The organism is Streptomyces sp. cf386 (assembly GCF_900103585.1).
In the GTDB taxonomy this organism is placed as follows: Bacteria; Actinomycetota; Actinomycetes; order Streptomycetales; family Streptomycetaceae; genus Streptomyces.
Map to the genome: position 1 here is coordinate 183,347 of NZ_FNHV01000016.1, position 15,597 is coordinate 198,943.

13 protein-coding genes are annotated in these 15,597 nt (G+C 71.8%); 6 read left to right on the top strand and 7 right to left on the bottom strand.

From position 1 onward, the window contains the following. The first annotated feature begins 158 nt into the window (after window positions 1-158). Entirely contained in the window at window positions 159-1,799 is a 1,641-nt protein-coding gene (locus BLU79_RS34620; protein ID WP_093909941.1) for a sigma-70 family RNA polymerase sigma factor, read from the top strand. 27 nt (window positions 1,800-1,826) lie between these two features. On the opposite strand, the gene BLU79_RS34625 is transcribed toward BLU79_RS34620, so the two are convergent. From BLU79_RS34625 to BLU79_RS34655, 7 genes are all read right to left on the bottom strand, one after another. Continuing rightward, window positions 1,827-3,248, bottom strand: coding sequence for an aminobutyraldehyde dehydrogenase (locus tag BLU79_RS34625; protein WP_256333577.1), 1,422 nt, complete (start codon window positions 3,246-3,248; stop codon window positions 1,827-1,829). Further along, on the bottom strand, window positions 3,241-4,560 hold the full coding sequence (locus tag BLU79_RS34630) for a flavin monoamine oxidase family protein (protein ID WP_093909943.1): 1,320 nt from the start codon (window positions 4,558-4,560) through the stop codon (window positions 3,241-3,243). The genes BLU79_RS34625 and BLU79_RS34630 overlap by 8 nt, the downstream gene beginning before the upstream one ends. Before the next feature lie 47 nt (window positions 4,561-4,607). Continuing rightward, window positions 4,608-5,678 carry an ABC transporter ATP-binding protein gene (locus tag BLU79_RS34635; RefSeq protein ID WP_093909944.1) on the bottom strand — a complete coding sequence of 357 codons (1,071 nt, stop codon included), beginning with the start codon at window positions 5,676-5,678 and terminating at the stop codon, window positions 4,608-4,610. A 4-nt stretch (window positions 5,679-5,682) separates the two neighbouring features. Next, on the bottom strand, window positions 5,683-6,564 hold the full coding sequence (locus BLU79_RS34640; RefSeq protein WP_093909945.1) for an ABC transporter permease: 882 nt from the start codon (window positions 6,562-6,564) through the stop codon (window positions 5,683-5,685). Next, a complete protein-coding gene (locus BLU79_RS34645) occupies window positions 6,561-7,454 on the bottom strand; it encodes an ABC transporter permease (protein ID WP_107489326.1) in 894 nt (297 codons plus the stop codon). The genes BLU79_RS34640 and BLU79_RS34645 overlap by 4 nt, the downstream gene beginning before the upstream one ends. Window positions 7,455-7,457: 3 nt before the next feature. After that, window positions 7,458-8,582: a polyamine ABC transporter substrate-binding protein gene (locus BLU79_RS34650; RefSeq protein WP_093909947.1), complete on the bottom strand. Its 1,125-nt coding sequence runs from the start codon at window positions 8,580-8,582 to the stop codon at window positions 7,458-7,460. A 200-nt stretch (window positions 8,583-8,782) separates the two neighbouring features. Further along, a complete protein-coding gene (locus BLU79_RS34655) occupies window positions 8,783-9,961 on the bottom strand; it encodes an aromatic ring-hydroxylating oxygenase subunit alpha (RefSeq protein WP_093909948.1) in 1,179 nt (392 codons plus the stop codon). 441 nt (window positions 9,962-10,402) lie between these two features. On the opposite strand from BLU79_RS34655, the gene BLU79_RS34660 reads away from it, so the two are divergent. From BLU79_RS34660 to BLU79_RS34680, 5 genes are all read left to right on the top strand, one after another. Then, window positions 10,403-10,828, top strand: coding sequence for a hypothetical protein (locus BLU79_RS34660; protein ID WP_093909949.1), 426 nt, complete (start codon window positions 10,403-10,405; stop codon window positions 10,826-10,828). Beyond that, window positions 10,825-12,084, top strand: a complete 1,260-nt coding sequence (locus BLU79_RS34665) for an NADH-ubiquinone oxidoreductase-F iron-sulfur binding region domain-containing protein (protein WP_093909950.1) — start codon at window positions 10,825-10,827, stop codon at window positions 12,082-12,084. Before BLU79_RS34660 ends, BLU79_RS34665 begins: the two co-directional genes overlap by 4 nt. Before the next feature lie 72 nt (window positions 12,085-12,156). Then, entirely contained in the window at window positions 12,157-12,348 is a 192-nt protein-coding gene (locus tag BLU79_RS34670; RefSeq protein ID WP_093909951.1) for a ferredoxin, read from the top strand. Window position 12,349: 1 nt separating this feature from the next. Beyond that, entirely contained in the window at window positions 12,350-14,404 is a 2,055-nt protein-coding gene (locus tag BLU79_RS34675; protein ID WP_093909952.1) for an acetate--CoA ligase family protein, read from the top strand. A 19-nt stretch (window positions 14,405-14,423) separates the two neighbouring features. After that, window positions 14,424-15,596 carry an acyl-CoA dehydrogenase family protein gene (locus BLU79_RS34680; RefSeq protein WP_093909953.1) on the top strand — a complete coding sequence of 391 codons (1,173 nt, stop codon included), beginning with the start codon at window positions 14,424-14,426 and terminating at the stop codon, window positions 15,594-15,596. Window position 15,597 lies beyond the last annotated feature (1 nt).

Below are 15,597 nucleotides of genomic sequence, written 5' to 3' on the forward strand. Positions count from 1 at the left end.
CTGGGTCCCGCCAATGTGACGTCCCCCATTGCGCCGCCCCGCCAACCCCGTGAGTCTCTCGTGGAACAAGCGTCCGAAGAACCGTTATCCGCGGCTCGTCGATCCATCTCCCATGTATCGGACAGCTTCGTTCGGCGTCGAGGACAGGGAAGTTTTTGATGAGTACAGAGCGCGCGACGGAACTGGCGGCACTGGTCACCGCAGCCGGAGACGGCGACCCGGAGGCTCAGGATGCCCTGGTCGGTGCGTACCTCCCGTTGGTCTACAACATCGTGGGGAGGGCTCTGAACGGCTCCGTCGACGTCGATGACGTCGTGCAGGACACCATGCTCCGTGCCCTCGACGCGCTCGGCGGTCTGCGCACTCCCGAGAGTTTCCGCTCCTGGCTCGTGGCGATCGCGATGAACCAGGTCCGGGCCCACTGGCACGACCGCCAGTCCGCCCCCGGCGCCGTGGAGGAGGCCCAGGATCTCGCGGATCCGGGCGCCGACTTCGTGGACCTGACCATGGTGCAGCTCCAGCTGTCCGGTCAGCGTCAGGAGACCGCACGCGCGACACGCTGGCTGGAGCCCGACGACCGAGGGCTGCTGTCCCTCTGGTGGCTGGAGTGCGCGGGCGAGCTGACCCGGGCCGAGGTCGCGTCCGCCCTGGAGCTGTCGCCGCAGCACACAGCGGTACGGGTGCAGCGGATGAAGGCGCAGTTGGAGGCGGCCCGGGTGGTGGTGCGGGCCCTCGACGGGCGGCCCCGCTGCCCGGAACTGCACGGCTTGCTGGCCTCCTGGGACGGCCGGCCCTCGGCGCTCTGGCGTAAGCGAATAGCCCGGCATGCCCGTGATTGCGTGCAATGCTCCGGTATGTGGAGCGGGTTGATGCCCGCCGAAGGCCTCCTGGCCGGACTCGCGCTAGTCGTCGCGGCGCCCGCGCTCCTGGAGCGGGTGCTGTCCGCCTCCGGCGGGATGGCCGCGGTCGGCTCGGCCTCCCGGCTGAAAGAGTCCGGGGGCCACTCCGGGGCGGGCCGCAATGCCGGGCACCGTGGTGCGGGTGGCCGGGTGGCCTCCCGCAGCCAGGCCCGTCGGCGTCGACGTATCCGGCGCCGCGCCGTCGGAGGTGTCGTGGTGGCGGCCTGCGTGGCGGGCGGCGGCCTCTGGTACTTCGACAGGACCCCCGGCTCCGGCACCGAGGAGCCGACCGCCGCGCAGGCCGCCTCAGGCGCCCCCGATGTGGACCTCTCGGAAGTGAGTCCCGTCGAGACGTCCCCGTCACCTTCCAAGTCTCCCTCGCCCTCCGCGTCACCGTCGAAGAAGGCGAGCCCCTCCAAGTCCGCCAAACCCACCAAGAAGGCCTCGCCCACTCCCAAACCGACGCCCAGGCCGACTCGCACCGCGTCCAGTACGCCGCAGTCGCAGCCGGTCCCGACGGACACCGTCGGCCAGGTGGTCGCGCTGGTGAACAAGGAACGGTCGGCCGCCGGGTGCGGTCCGGTCGCCGAGGACACCCTGCTGAACAAGGCCGCGCTGGGCCACTCCGAGGACATGGCCGCCCGCGACTTCTTCGACCACACCAACCCGGACGGGGAGGACCCCGGCCAGCGCATCACCGCCGCGGGCTACCGCTGGTCCACGTACGGGGAGAACATCGCCATGGGCCAGCAGACCCCGGAGGCGGTGATGGAGTCCTGGATGAACAGCCCCGGCCACCGCGCCAACATCCTCAACTGCTCCTTCAAGGACATCGGCGTGGGCATCCACAAGGGCTCGGGCGGCCCCTGGTGGACGCAGGCCTTCGGCGCGAAGCTGTGAGGCGGACCGCCTGGCGCCCGGGGGGCGTCACAGCATGACGTGCTTGACCTGCGTGTAGTCGAGCAGACCGGTGAGGGAGAGATCGCTGCCGTACCCGGAGTGGCGAACGCCCCCGTGCGGCATCTCCGACACCGTCGTGCCGTGGGTGTTGACCCAGACGATGCCGGTCCGCAGCGCCCGGCTCGCCCGCATGGCGCGGTCGTGGTCGCGGGTCCAGACGCTCGCGGCGAGCCCCTGGGGAACGTCGTTGGCCATCCGGACGGCCTCGGACTCGTCGGTGAACGGCTGGACGGTGACGACCGGCCCGAACACTTCGCTCTGCACGATCTCGTCCCGCTGCCGCACCCCGGCGACCACCGTGGCCTGGTGGAAGTAGCCGGGTCGGTCCAGAGCGGCGCCACCCGTGATGACCTCGGCGTGGTCCGGGAGCCGCTCCAACAGGCCGCGTACGGCGGCGAGTTGGGCGGCGTTCGCGACCGGCCCGAAGTCGGCGTGCTCGTCGTCCGGTGCGCCGGGCAGCCGCCGCGCGGCCCGGTCGGCGAAGTGGGCCAGGAAGCCGTCGTGGATCCGTCGGTCCACCAGGATCCGGGTCGCGGCCGTGCAGTCCTGCCCCGCGTTGTAGAAGGCGAGCGCCGACAACTGCTCGACCGCGTCGTCGAGATCGGCGTCCGCGTGCACCAACACCGGTGCGTTTCCGCCGAGTTCGAGGTGCAGCCGCTTGAGGTCGACGGCCGCCGCGGCGGCGATCTCCTGTCCGGCGCGGACACTTCCGGTGACGGCCACCAGCCGGATGTGCGGGTGGGCGACGAGGGCCCGCCCGGTGTCGCGGTCGCCGCAGACGACGTTGAGCACACCGGGCGGCAGATGCTCGGCGGCCAGCCGCGCCAGGAGCGCGGCCGACGACGGCGTGGTGTCGGACGGCTTCAGGACGACGGTGTTCCCGGCGGCCAGCGCGGGGGCGACCTTCCACACGGCCATCATCAGCGGGTAGTTCCACGGCGTGATCTGGCCGCACACGCCGACCGGCTCGCGCCGCACCACGGACGTGCGGCCCGGCGTGTACTCGGCCGCCGCGGCACCCGGCAGGTTCCGGGCGGCTCCGGCGAAGTACCGCAACACGTCCACGATCGCGGGCAGTTCGTCCGCCAGGAACAGGGCGCGCGGCTTGCCCGTGTCGGTCACCTCGGCCGCCGCCAGCGCGTCGGCCTCCCGCTCCAGCGCGTCGGCGATGCGCAGCAGTGCGGTCTGCCGCTGCGCCGGAGTCGTCGAGGACCAGCCGTGAAAGGCCTCGTCGGCCGACCGGCAGGCAGCGTCCACGTCCTTTGGACCGGAGAGCGGGGCCGTCCCGTGGGGGAGTCCGGTGGCCGGGTCGATCAAGGGCAGGATGGCGCCGGACGCGGCCGGTACGTCCCTGCCGCCGATGTGGTTGAGGCGGTCGGTATCAGCCACGGCGCAGCGTCTCCTCGGCGGCGGCGCGGCCGGTGCGCACGGCGCCCTCCATGTATCCGGCGACCCACTGGTCGGAGCCGCACACGTAGAACGGCGGTTCATGGGTGCCGTGCAGCGGCCCCACCGCCATCACCTCGCCCGGCGGCCACTGGGTGACGTACCCCTGGGTCCACGGATCGGTGCCCCACAGCCGCAGATGGCAGGAGGCCGGCTCCAGTGCCTCGTCGCCGAACATGCCGGCCATCTCGGCGAGCAGCTCGGGGGTTCGCAGCTGGGGCGGGGTGCCCAGCAGGACGCCGTATCGCTCGGGCGGGATCAGCGCCGACAAGACGCCCTCGTTCTGCGGCCAGGTGCTGCCCAGCACACCCTCTGCCTCGGACAGACCGTTCAGACCGGCCTCCCTCCAGAAGGGACGGTCGTAGACCGCGGCGAACTTCGCGGCCGTGGCCTGGCGTTGCCGATGCAGGGAGGCGAGCCGCGCCTCGCTCACCCCGCTGATGGCGACGTCGCGCAGCGGACCGACGGGCAGGGCGCTCACCACCGCCCCGGCGGTGAGGACCTCGCCGGCGACCAGACGTACGGAGCACCGGCCGGGGCGTACGTCCAGCGCGGCGACGGGCGAGCCGAGCCGGATGCGCGGGCCCAGCTCGCGGCCGAGGACCTCGGCGAGCGTCGCCGATCCGTCCGCGAGCCGCAGCCCCTCCCAGTCGGCGTAGTCGTAGTCGCCCGTGCCGGAGCCGGGGACCGCGGCGCTCTTGCGCAGCGCCGCCAGCAGGGAGATCCGCTCGTAGGAGCCCCCTGCCAGGGCGAGTTGGCCGATGTCCCACAGCCGTACGACGGCGGGCGTGGCCTGCCGGGAGCGCAGCCAGTCGGCCACGGAGAGGCGGTCCAGGGCGGCAGCGTCCGGATGCGACCAGGGGTCGTCCGGGTCGACGGTGGCGGCGAGCGCGGTGAACTCGCCGCTCAGGCGCTCGTGCAGGGCCGCGTCACCGGTGCCGAACCAGTGCGGGGGGTCACCGGCCGAGACGCCCTCCGCAGTGGCACGGGTGATGCGGCCGGGCTCCTCGACATAGCTGGGGACCAGGTCGAGGTCGAGTTCCTTGGCGAGTCGGAGATAGGCGGTGTGCCCGTTGCCCACCACCTCGCCGCCCAGCTGGACGGTACGGCCGTCGGGTGTACGGGTCTGCTCGACCCGGCCGCCGACGCGGTCCCGGGCCTCCAGGACGAGCACGTCGGTGCCGGCGGCGGCCAGGTCCCGGGCTGCACAGAGCCCGGCGAGACCGGCGCCGAGCACGATCACGTCGTGATGCATCAGCTTCGCTTTCGATCACAGAGATTCGGCTGCAGAAGGAGGGGTTCTCAGGCCAGGACCAGGCAGTGCTCCGGCCGCCATCCGAACTCCACCGACTCGCCGCCGCTCCAGCGGTCCTCCATGCGGGCACGGGCCGTGTTCTGCTCCAGCACCGACAGCGTGACGCCGGGGGCGAGTTCGATCAGATAGGTCGTGGTCGGGCCGCTGTAGACGGTCTCGCGGATCACACCGCTCAGCATCGACATGCCCGGTTCGAAGTCGGACAGCCAGATCTTCTCGGGGCGCACGGACACGCTGACGGCGGTGCCGTCCGCGATGTCGGAACGCGTCCCGACAGGCAGGGCGGGACCCTTCTCCAACGCCACCTCACCGTCCCGGTAGGTGCCGGTCATCAGGTTTGAGGTCCCCATGAAGGAGGCGACGAAGGAGGTGGCGGGATGCTCGTAGATGTCCTCGGGGGTGCCGCACTGCTCGATACGGCCCGCGTTCATCACGGCGATCCGGTCGGACATCGTCAGTGCCTCGTCCTGGTCGTGGGTGACGAAGACGAAGGTGATGCCGACCTCGCGCTGGATCTGCTTCAGCTCCACCTGCATCTGCCGGCGCAGCTTCAGATCGAGGGCGGCCAGCGGTTCGTCGAGGAGCAGCACGGCCGGCCGGTTGACCAGCGCGCGGGCGAGGGCGACGCGCTGGCGCTGGCCGCCGGAGAGGGTACGGGGCCTGCGGTCGGCGAGCCCGGAGAGCTGGACCAGCTCCAGCATCTCGCCGACACGTTGCCGTATCTCGGCCTTGGCGACGCCGCTGCGCTTGAGGCCGAAGCCGACGTTGTCGGCGATGCTCAGATGGTCGAAGAGCGCGTAGCTCTGGAAGACCGTGTTGACGTTGCGCTTGTTCGGCGGCAGGTGTGTCACGTCCTCACCGGCCAGCAGCACCGCACCCTCGGTGGGATCGCTGAACCCGCCGATCATGCGCAGCGTGGTGGTCTTGCCGCAGCCGGACGGGCCCAGCAGGGAGAAGAAGTGGCCGGAGTCGATGTCGAGGTCGAGGCGGTGCACGGCGTAGGAGTCGGCGAACTGCTTGGAGACGCCGTCGAGCCGGACAGCGGGGGTCGCGTCCATGGAGTCACTCCCCGGAGAGGATGTCGAGGCCGCCGCGGCGGCCGAAGAGGCGTGGGATGAACAGGGCCAGGGCGATCAGGGCGATGGATCCCGCGAGCATCAGCGTGCCGACCGCGTTGATGGTGGGCTGCACCCCGAAGCGGATCGCCGAGTAGATGCGCACCGACAGGGGCTGCGGATCGACGCCGGTGGTGAAGTAGGCGAGGACGAAGTCGTCGAAGACCAGCGCGAAGATCAGTACGGCGGAGGCGAGCACGGCGGGCAGCAGCGCCGGCAGCGTCACCAGCCGGACCGCCTGCCACCGGGTGGCGCCGAGATCCATCGCGGCCTCCTCCACCTCCGGGTTCAGCGCGGCGACGCGGGAGCGGAGGATGACGGTGACGTACGAGATCGAGAAGGTGATCTCGGCGAGCATCACCGTGCCGGTGGACAGGGGCACGCCCAGTCCCTTGAACAGCAGCATCGACGCCACGCCCGTGACGATCTCCGGCGTGATCAGCGGCACCAGCATGACGAGTCCGGCCAGTGAGCCGAGCCGGGTGCGGCAGCGGACCAGACCCAGCGCCAGCGCCACCCCGAGCAGGACCGAACCGGCCATCGCCACCAGGGAGATGCGCAGACTGGTGCCCAGGGAGGCGATCAGGACGTCGTCGTGGACGAAGGCCCGGTACCAGCGCAGGCTGAACCCGTCGAACACGGTCAGGGACTTCTGGGAGTTGAAGGAGAACAGCGCCACCACGGCGATGGGCAGGTAGAGCAGCGCGAAGAACAGCCCGGTGACCGCGATGAGGACACGGGGCCTGCGGTGGGCGCGGGCGCGTCGGATGCGGGTCCGCGGGGTCGGACGGGCCGTGGTCGTGGCGGAGGGGAGGCGGATCAGAGTCATCGGAGTGCCTCCGCCTCGTCCTTGCGGGTACGGCGCAGATAGCCGAGCATCCCGACGAGCAGGACCAGCATCAGCAGCATGGTGAGCGCCGAGCCGAGCGGCCAGTTCTGGCCCTGGAAGAACTTGTCCTGGATGAGGTTGCCGATCATGATCTGGTCCGGGCCTCCCATGAGCTGGGCACTGACGAAGTCGCCCATGGCGGGCAGGAAGACCAGGACGAGCCCGGCCGCCGCGCCCTGCCGGGTGGCGGGCAGGGTGACGAAGAAGAAGGTGCGGACCGGGCCGCCGTACAGGTCGCGGCCGGCCTCGATGAGGGAGACGTCCAGCCGCTCCAGGGCCGCGTACAACGGGATGATCATGAAGACGACGAAGCCGTAGACGAGTCCCGCGATCACACCGAACCCGCTGTTGAGGATCTTCGTGCCCGCGTCGGCCAGGCCCACCGCACGCAGCGCGCTCAGGACGGGCCCGTCGTCGGAGAGGACCACCGACCAGCCGTACATCCGCACCAGGTAGTTGGCGAAGAACGGCACCACGATCGCGGCGATCAGCGCGTGCTTGTAGCGCCCGCCGTACAGGGCGATCGTGTACGCCACCGGATAGGCGATCAGCAGACAGATCACGCAGGTCAGCAGGGCATAGCCGAGGGAGCGGGCCAGGACCTCGGTGTAGGCGGGGTCGGCGAGGGCGCGCACGCCGGCCAGGTCGAAGCCGAAGCGCGGGTTGCCGAGTTCGTCGGTGGTGCCGACCGCGAGGACGGCGACGAGGGCCAGCGAGGCGATCAGGAAGCCGGTCATCCACAGGGTGCCCGGCAGCATGAACCAGATCCACATCCGGTTTCCGGAGGTGTCCCGGCGACGGCCTCGCGAGGAGGGGCGGAGCAGTGCCATGTCTCAGCCCGCCTTCACATGGGTCCATGCGGTGTCGCGGGCGTCCTCCGCCGCGCTGCCGCCGTTGCGGAAGAACAGGCCGGCCTTCAGGTCGTCCTGGGTGACCATGCACTCCGGGAAGGGCTCGACAAGATCGGCGTAGGTCTTCTCGGAGCCCGCGACCGGCATCGGGTAGCCGATGTATTCGATGTTCTTCTTCACGTTCTCCGGCCGCAGCATGTAGTCGATGAACAGCATCGCGGTGCCGGGGTGGGGAGCGTTCCAGGGGATGGCGTAGCAGTCGGAGTTGATCGGCGTGCCCTCCTTGGGGGCCTCGAACCCGAACACGGACGGGTCCTCGGCCTGGTAGAGCATGGCGGCCATGTCGCCGCTCCACGCCTGTTGGATCAGCGCGTTGCCGTTGAGGAGGTTGTTGTAGCTGTCGCTGGAGAAACCCCGCAGGCGGGGGCGCAGGGTACCCAGCAGTGAGGTGACGCGGTCGAGGTCGCCGGTGTCACCGGTGCTGACGTCGAGGCCCAGCGCGAGGGCGCCCATGCCGAGCACCTCGTCGCGGTCGTCCAGCAGGAAGACCTTGCCCTTGGCCCGGTCGTTCCACAGGTCCCGCCAGGAGTCGGTGAGTTCACCGATCCGGTCGCGCCGCCAGCCGATACCCGTCTTGTACGCGGTGAAGGGGACGGTGTGCGCGGAGCCGGGGTCGTACCAGGGGTCGGCGAAGTAGTCGTACATGCCGAAGATGTCCTGCGCGTGGGTGAGCATGGAGTGGTCGATACGGCGCAGTCGCCCGCCTCGGGCCAGGCGCTGGGCCCATTTGGCCGTCGGAAAGATGATGTCGTAGCGGTTGCCCGCGTTGAGCTTGGCGACCATGCCTTCCATCGAGTCGAAGTTCGACTGGATGACCTTGACGCCGTACTCCTTCTCGAAGCCCTTGAACACGGACGGGTCGACGAAGTCGGCCCAGTTGAAGTAGACGAGATCGCCGTCGACGCGCGCCTCGACCGGGGCGAGCTGCTTGGCGTCGGGCTTTTTCGCGGGCATGAACCCGCAACCGCCGGCCGCTGCGCCCAGCAGGCCGCAGGCGCCCGCCCGCAGTAGGGCGCGTCGGGACGGCGGTGGTACCTCGGGGGACATGAAGCGTCCTCTCCGTCGAGGAACGGCACAAGTCCAGGGCGGGACCGGCTGGTCGGCTCACTTCAGGCCCTGATTCCGCAGTGAAGACCGGTCTGGGGAGGGTGCGTGCGCGGCTCAGACTGCGCGCGGTAACGCCGCGGCCGGCGACAGAGGTACGGCGGCGGTGTGCGGGTGCGGCGCGAGCGCCGGGGCGGCGGGTGTCACCGCGCGTCCTTCTCCAGGTCCTCCCGGACCCGGCGCGCGAACCAGCCGACGGCGGCCTCGCGCTGCGACAGCGGACCCGGCTCGAATCCGGGGGTCCCCATACCGGCCTGCACCCGCTCCACCAGCTCGGCGTCCTCGTCGTTGGTGACCCAGCCGATGTGGATGTTCAGCCGCCGGGCCAGCCGCGTGCGCAAACCCTCGCCGACTTTGGTGTAGAAGGCACCGGGGATCGTCGCCCGGTCCTGGGCGGTGGGCAGGGCGGTCCACGCGAGCACGTGGTCAGGGTAGAAGTCGATGAGCGTGTTGGGGTAGATCACGGCGTACCGCCATACCCGCCGGTCGGCCTCGACCAGCCCCGGCATCGGCGTCGCCAGCCGCTGATAGAGCCGCTCGGTCCAGTTCGAGGAGGGCTTGTCACGCAGGGGCGACTCGAACAGGACGTAGTTTTCCTGGACGTCCACCGTGTACGCCGCGTAATCGAGCAGTCGCATGAGCGCCGGGTGGGCCACGGGGACGTGGTAGCCCTCCAGGTAGTTGTCGACGATCACCTTCCAGTTGGCGTTCTGCTCCTCGCCGCCCGACACGTCGTGGATACGGTGCTTGCCGACGGGGACCAGACCGGGCCCGGCGTAGTGCCCTACGGCCTCGGCGAGCCCGGCGCAGCTCTCGGCGAGCGGGGTCGCCTCCATGTCGAGGTTGACGAAGACGAAGCCGAGGAAGGACTCCACGTTGACCGGGTGGAGACCGAGCTTCGGTTTGTCCAGGCAGGGGATCCGGCGGGCCTCGGGGGCGCCGACCAGCCGGCCGTCCAGCTTGTAGGTCCAGCCGTGGTACGGGCAGCGGATCGCCTTGCCCGACGGCTCCGGGTCGGTGACCAGACGGGTGCCGCGGTGCCGGCAGACGTTGAGGTGAGCCGCGAGACCGCCGTCCTCGGTACGGACGACCAGGACCTCCCGGCCGGCGGCGGTGGCGGTCAGCCGGGCGCCGGGGCCGGGCAGGTCGGACTCGTGACAGACGAGCTGCCAGGACTTGGCGAAGATGCGGTCGGTCTCGGCCTCGGCGATGGCCGGATCGGTGTAGTAGCGGGCCGCCAGGGCTTCCCCCGGGTGCTCGGGGAGCGGCCCCGGCGGGGCTGGGGAGACGATGCCGGGTGCCCGGGTCGTCGAGGGGTTCATGGGGTCCTCCTCCGCGCCGCTGCGGCGGCGATGGGCGGTGAGGGGATGGGCCGGACGGGGGCAGGTGGGGTTTGCGGACCTGCCGCGATCCGGCTGACTGATTGGTTAGTCAGAGTGGGGCGGCCGAGGCGGCAAGTCAAGACTTGTGGGCTGACTAATTAGTTAGTTAGTCTCGTGCCGGATGGACGGCCCAGGCCCGCAGACGGAGGCCCAGGCGCGTTCCGCAAACCCGTGGGCCATCGGCCCGCGCCACGTCGGGCGTCCGGATCCGGACACCCCGCACAGCTCCCCGCCCCTCGCGTCACGGCGCCGGAGCATCACCGTCCCACGTCATGGCCGCGCCACCCCCGTCTCCGGACCACCCGGAAACGGCGCGACTCCGGATCACCCGAAAACGGCGATCCCGGATCACCCGGAAGCGGCGCGACCCCGGAGGCACGCATGAGCGCTCGCCGCAGTCTCGTATGGCTCGGCCTCACGCCGGAGCCCGAACAGGAGCTGCCCGCCGCGGTGGCCGCCCTGCGGTCCCCGGCCGTCGGCCGCCCGCCGTCGGCCCTCGTCGCCGCCGAGCGCCACCGTGTCGAGCGGCTGGTGCTGCGCGGCACGCAGCGCGGCTGGCTGCGCTACCTGCGCGAAGTCACCGACCTGGTCGTCGACGCGGCGGGATCCCGCAGTACCGACCCGGGGGCGGCGCTGCTGGCCGGCCAGGTCGTCCTCGATCACCACCGCATGCTGATCGGCCTGCCCGGCGCGGGCTACGAGCGCACCGCCCCGCAGCGCCGGGACCTGGAGCGGGCACTGGCCTGCCTGAGGTCGCGCCCCGCACCCGCACTCACCGGCCGCACCGAACCCAGGAGCACCGTATGACCGGCGTGTTCTCCCTCCTCCCCGAAGGACGGCTCGGCCTGCTCGGTCCGCCGCTCGGGGCAGCCGAGGGCATCGACAGCTACCTCGCCGAGGGCGGCTACGCGCCGCTGGTCGCGCCCGAGCGTCTGCTCGACCGGATCGCCGCCGTGGGGCTGCGTGGCCGAGGCGGGGCCGGTTTCCCGGCCGCGGTCAAGCTCCGTGCCGTCCGTGACGCGGCGGGCCCGCGTGTCGTCGTCGCCAACGGCGAGGAGGGCGAACCGGGCTCCGTGAAGGACCGCTGGCTGCTGCGGCACCGCCCGCACGTGGTCCTCGACGGACTACGGCTGGCCGCAGCCGTGACCGGCGCCGGGCGGGGGGTCGTGTACCTCTCCGACGCCCTCGCCGAGCGGGCCGTGCGGCGGGCGCTCGCCGAGAGCTCCCCCGAGCTGCGCATCGACGTCGTACGGACCGAGCACACCTATGTCGCGGGGGAGGAGACCGCGGTCGTCCGACGCATCGACGGCGGCCCGGCGCTGCCCACGGCGAAGCCCCCGCGCCCGTTCGAGGCCGGTGTCGGCGGCGCGCCCACGCTGGTCGCCAATGTGGAGACGCTGGCCCGCGTCGCGGTGATGTACTCGCGCCCCGACGCGGCGGACGCTGTCGCGGGGTCCCATCTGGTGACCGTCTCGGGGGCCGGCGGCGGTGCCGCTTCAGGTGCCGGCGGTGGTGCCGCGCTCATCGAGGTGCCCGCCGGTACGCATCTGAAGGTCCTGGCCGATCTGTGCGGGCACGGCAGGGCCGACGCGGTGCTGCTGGGCGGGCTCTTCGGCGGGCTGTACGGCGAGGGCTGGACGGATCTACCGCTCGACCACGACAGCCTGAACGCCGCCGGCGGAGCCCTCGGCTGCGGAGCACTGCACTTCCTGGGCCCCGAGGACTGCCCGGTCGCCGTGGCCGTCGAGGCCGCTTCGTACCTCGGGGCGCAGAGCGCCCGGCAGTGCGGGGTGTGTGTCTCCGGCACCGGTGCGCTGGCCAAGGCCCTCGTGGCCGTGGCACGCGGGGAGGCGGGCCACGACACGGTCGAGAAGCTGCACCGCTGGTCGCGGCAGCTCCCCGGCCGTGGTGCCTGCGGGCTGCTCGACGCCGCCGCACGGATCGGCGCGACCCTCCTCGCCCACTTCCCCGACCGGGTCGACGCCCATCGCGGGGCCGCCTGCCCCGTGTGCTCGGACGCGGCTGCCGAGGACGGACGCCGGTTCGCGGTGTCCGTGCCCTGACCCGCGCGCCGGAAACGAGAGCCGACCTCCCGCCGAGACGCCCGAACCCGCCGTACCGAAAGGACCCGTCTCATGAAACTCCTGCTGGACTCCACCCGCTGCCAGGGCTACGGCCTCTGCCAGGAACCCGCGCCCGAGCAGATCGACCTCGACGAGTGGGGCTACGCACAGGTGCGTGTGACCGAGGTGCCGCCGGGCGGCGAGGACTCCGCCGAGGCCGCCGTCGATGCCTGCCCCAACTCCGCGCTGCGGCTGGTGAAGTGACATGGGACGCGATCTGTCGGCACTCTTCGACCCCGTCTCCGTCGCCGTCGTCGGTGCCAGCGACGACCCGGCCAAGTACGGCCACGCCATCGCCGCGCAGGCGGTCCGCGCCAACGGTCGGCGCCCCGTCCACCTGGTCAACCGCCGGGGCGGCACGGTACTCGGCCGCACGGCCGCGACCAGCCTGAGCGCCATCGGCGAACCCGTCGACCTGGCCGTGGTCTCCGTGCCCGCCGCAGGCTTCGAGGACGCCGTCGACGAGGCCCTGCACTGCGGGGCACGGGCGATCGTCGCGATCACCGCCGGGTTTGCCGAGACCGGCGACGCGGGGCGGGTCCGGCAGGACGCCGTCGCCGAGCGGGTGCGCGCCGCCGGTGCCGTGATGGTCGGGCCCAACTGCCTGGGGCTGGCCGACAACACCACCGACCTCTTCCTGGCGTCCGACACCTTCACCCCTGGCGGCGTCGCACTGCTGAGCCAGAGCGGGAATCTCGCGCTCGAACTCCAGCTCCGCTTCCATCCGCACGGCCTCGGCTTCTCCCGCTTCGTCTCGCTCGGCAACCAGGCCGACGTCACCCTCGTCGACCTGCTCGCCGACTGCGCCCGGCACGAGGGCACCCGGGCCATCGGGGTCTACGCCGAGGACTTCGGCGACGGACGCGCCTTCGCCGAGGCCGCCGCCGACGCCGGGAAGCCCGTGGTGCTGCTCACCGCCGGGCGCGGGGACGCCTCCGCGCGCAGCGCGCAGTCGCACACCGGGGCGCTGACCACCTCCGCCGACGTCGTGGCCGCGGCGTGCCGGGACGCCGGGGTGGAGCTGGTCGCCACACCGCGTGAACTCACCGTCGTCCTGGCCGCGTTGAACGGTGGGCGCCGGGCCGCCGACCACCGGGTCGCCGTGCTCACGGACGGCGGGGGCCACGGCGTCATAGCCGCCGATGCCGTCGAGGCCGCCGAGCTGACCGTCCCCGAACTCCGGGAGCCGACGCGGCAGCGGCTGCGGGAGGCCCTGTGGGAGCAGTCGGCCGTGGCCAACCCGGTGGACCTCGCCGGGATGGGCGAGCAGGACCCCGGCTCGTACGCGGAGACGGTCGCCGAGCTGTTGGCGGCCGAGGAGGTCGACGCCGTGCTGATGACCGGCTACTTCGGCGGATACGCGGCCGCCGAGGGCGGGCTCGGCGGAGGAGGCAGGGCGCTCGCGGACGGGGAGCAGACCGCCGCCCGCCTGATCGCCGCACGGCACCGCGCCACCGCCAAGCCTCTCGTGGTGCAGTCGATGTACCCCGACTCGCCCAGCTGCCGCACCCTCGCCGCCGCCGGCGTACCGGTCTTCGGAGCCACCGAGGACGCCGCCCGCGCACTCGCCGCCACGGCACCGGGCGCGCAGAGCACGGGAGTCGTACCCCTTCCTCGGCCCGCGTCCCCGATGCGCGAGAGCGGGTACATGGAGACACGCAGAGCCCTCGAAGCGGCCGGACTCGCCTTCCCCGCCGCCGAGGAGATCCACGACGAGGCCGAACTGCTCGCCGCAGCCCAGGAGTTCACGGCCCCGTACGTCCTCAAGGCCCTGCATCTGCTGCACAAGTCCGATGCCGGGGGAGTGGCACTGGGCCTTGCCGGACCCGACGAACTGCTCGCCGCCTTCCGCGAGATGCACGCCCGGCTCGGCGCCTCCGCCTACTCCGTCGAGGCCATGGCGGACCTGACCGACGGCATCGAGCTGATCGTCGGCGTCAACCGGGACCCGCGCTTCGGCCCGGTCGCCATGGTGGGCCTGGGCGGAGTGCTGGCCGAGGCACTGCACGACGTCGCCTTCACCCTCGCTCCCGTGCCCGCCGACCGCGCTCTGCACCTGCTCCGCGGACTGCGCACCGCCGCCCTGCTCGACGGGGTGCGCGGACGCCCGCCCGTCGACGTCGCCGCCGCCGCGCGGGCCGTCGAGACGATCACGACGTTCGCCGCCGCTCACCCGGAGATCGCCGAGATCGAGGTCAACCCCCTTCTCGTACGCCCCGACGGAGTCCTCGCACTGGACTCCCGCGCCGTACTCGCCTGACCGACTGGAAGAGGTCCCCATGGACATGCGCTACACCCCCGAGCAGGCCGACCTGAAGCGTCGCGCCGCCGAGTACGCCCGGCTGCTCATGCGGTACGAGGACCAGTCCGAGCAGGCCGGCGGGCCCCTGCCGCAGCAGCTCGTGACCGAACTGACCCGGGCCGCCATGGACGCCGGTGTCTACGCCATCAACATGCCCGCCGAGTGGGGCGGCGCCGGACTCAGCCTGCTCGACCAGGTCATCGTCGAGGAGGAGTTCGGCAAGGTCACCAACTGCCTGTGGGACATTCCCTGGCGGCCCGCCAACGTCCTCGCGTACGGCGACGAGCGGCAGCGCGAGAAGTATCTGCTGCCGGTGATCCGCGCGGAGAAGTTCGACGCGTTCGCGGTGACCGAGCCGGGCGCGGGATCCGACCCGTCCTCCGGCACCTCCACGGCCGACCGCACGGACGGCGGCTGGGTACTCAACGGCGAGAAGTGGTTCGTCACCTGCGGAGACATCGCCGACTTCCTGCTCGTGCAGGCGGACGCCGGACCCGAACGGCAGCCGACGCTGTTCTTCGTGGACCGGGCCGCGCCCGGCGTCGAGATGACCCGGGTCCCGCACTTCATGCACTCCGCCGTCAACGGGCACCCCGAGTTCACCTTCACCGACGTCTTCGTCGCCGACGAGGACGTGCTCGGCGGCGTCGGCAACGGCTACGAGCTGACCAAGGAATGGTTCACCGACGAACGCCTGATGATCGCGGCCCGTACGGTCGGTGCGGCCGAGCGCGCCCTGCAACTCGCCCGTGACTGGGCCGTGGAGCGCGAGCAGTTCGGGGCGCCCATCGCCTCGTACCAGCTGATCCAGGGGATGCTCGCCGACTGCGCCGTGGACATCGCCGTCAACCGGGCCTACACCCACCAGGTCGCCTGGGAGGCCGACCAGCCGGGCACCGACCGCAAGACGCTGCACGCCAAGGCCTCCACCGCCAAGCTCGCCGCCAGCGAGGCCGCAGGACGGGTCGCCGACCGCTGTCTGCAGATCTTCGGCGGCCGGGGCTACGACCGCACCTATCCCGTCGAGCGCATGTACCGCGAGCTGCGCGTGGACCGGATCTGGGAGGGCACCTCCGAGATCCAGCGGCTGATCATCGCCAACGAGCTCATCAAGCGCGGCACGCGCGCCCTCGCCCTGCCCACGCACTGAC

What these genes read in the sequence shown, in the direction of transcription:
- BLU79_RS34620 (WP_093909941.1), top strand. Translation starts at nt 159, where the DNA reads ATGAGTACAGAGCGCGCGACGGAACTGGCGGCACTGGTCACCGCAGCC.
- BLU79_RS34630 (WP_093909943.1), bottom strand. Translation starts at nt 4,560, where the DNA reads ATGCATCACGACGTGATCGTGCTCGGCGCCGGTCTCGCCGGGCTCTGT.
- BLU79_RS34635 (WP_093909944.1), bottom strand. Translation starts at nt 5,678, where the DNA reads ATGGACGCGACCCCCGCTGTCCGGCTCGACGGCGTCTCCAAGCAGTTC.
- BLU79_RS34640 (WP_093909945.1), bottom strand. Translation starts at nt 6,564, where the DNA reads ATGACTCTGATCCGCCTCCCCTCCGCCACGACCACGGCCCGTCCGACC.
- BLU79_RS34645 (WP_107489326.1), bottom strand. Translation starts at nt 7,454, where the DNA reads ATGGCACTGCTCCGCCCCTCCTCGCGAGGCCGTCGCCGGGACACCTCC.
- BLU79_RS34650 (WP_093909947.1), bottom strand. Translation starts at nt 8,582, where the DNA reads ATGTCCCCCGAGGTACCACCGCCGTCCCGACGCGCCCTACTGCGGGCG.
- BLU79_RS34655 (WP_093909948.1), bottom strand. Translation starts at nt 9,961, where the DNA reads ATGAACCCCTCGACGACCCGGGCACCCGGCATCGTCTCCCCAGCCCCG.
- BLU79_RS34660 (WP_093909949.1), top strand. Translation starts at nt 10,403, where the DNA reads ATGAGCGCTCGCCGCAGTCTCGTATGGCTCGGCCTCACGCCGGAGCCC.
- BLU79_RS34665 (WP_093909950.1), top strand. Translation starts at nt 10,825, where the DNA reads ATGACCGGCGTGTTCTCCCTCCTCCCCGAAGGACGGCTCGGCCTGCTC.
- BLU79_RS34670 (WP_093909951.1), top strand. Translation starts at nt 12,157, where the DNA reads ATGAAACTCCTGCTGGACTCCACCCGCTGCCAGGGCTACGGCCTCTGC.
- BLU79_RS34675 (WP_093909952.1), top strand. Translation starts at nt 12,350, where the DNA reads ATGGGACGCGATCTGTCGGCACTCTTCGACCCCGTCTCCGTCGCCGTC.
- BLU79_RS34680 (WP_093909953.1), top strand. Translation starts at nt 14,424, where the DNA reads ATGGACATGCGCTACACCCCCGAGCAGGCCGACCTGAAGCGTCGCGCC.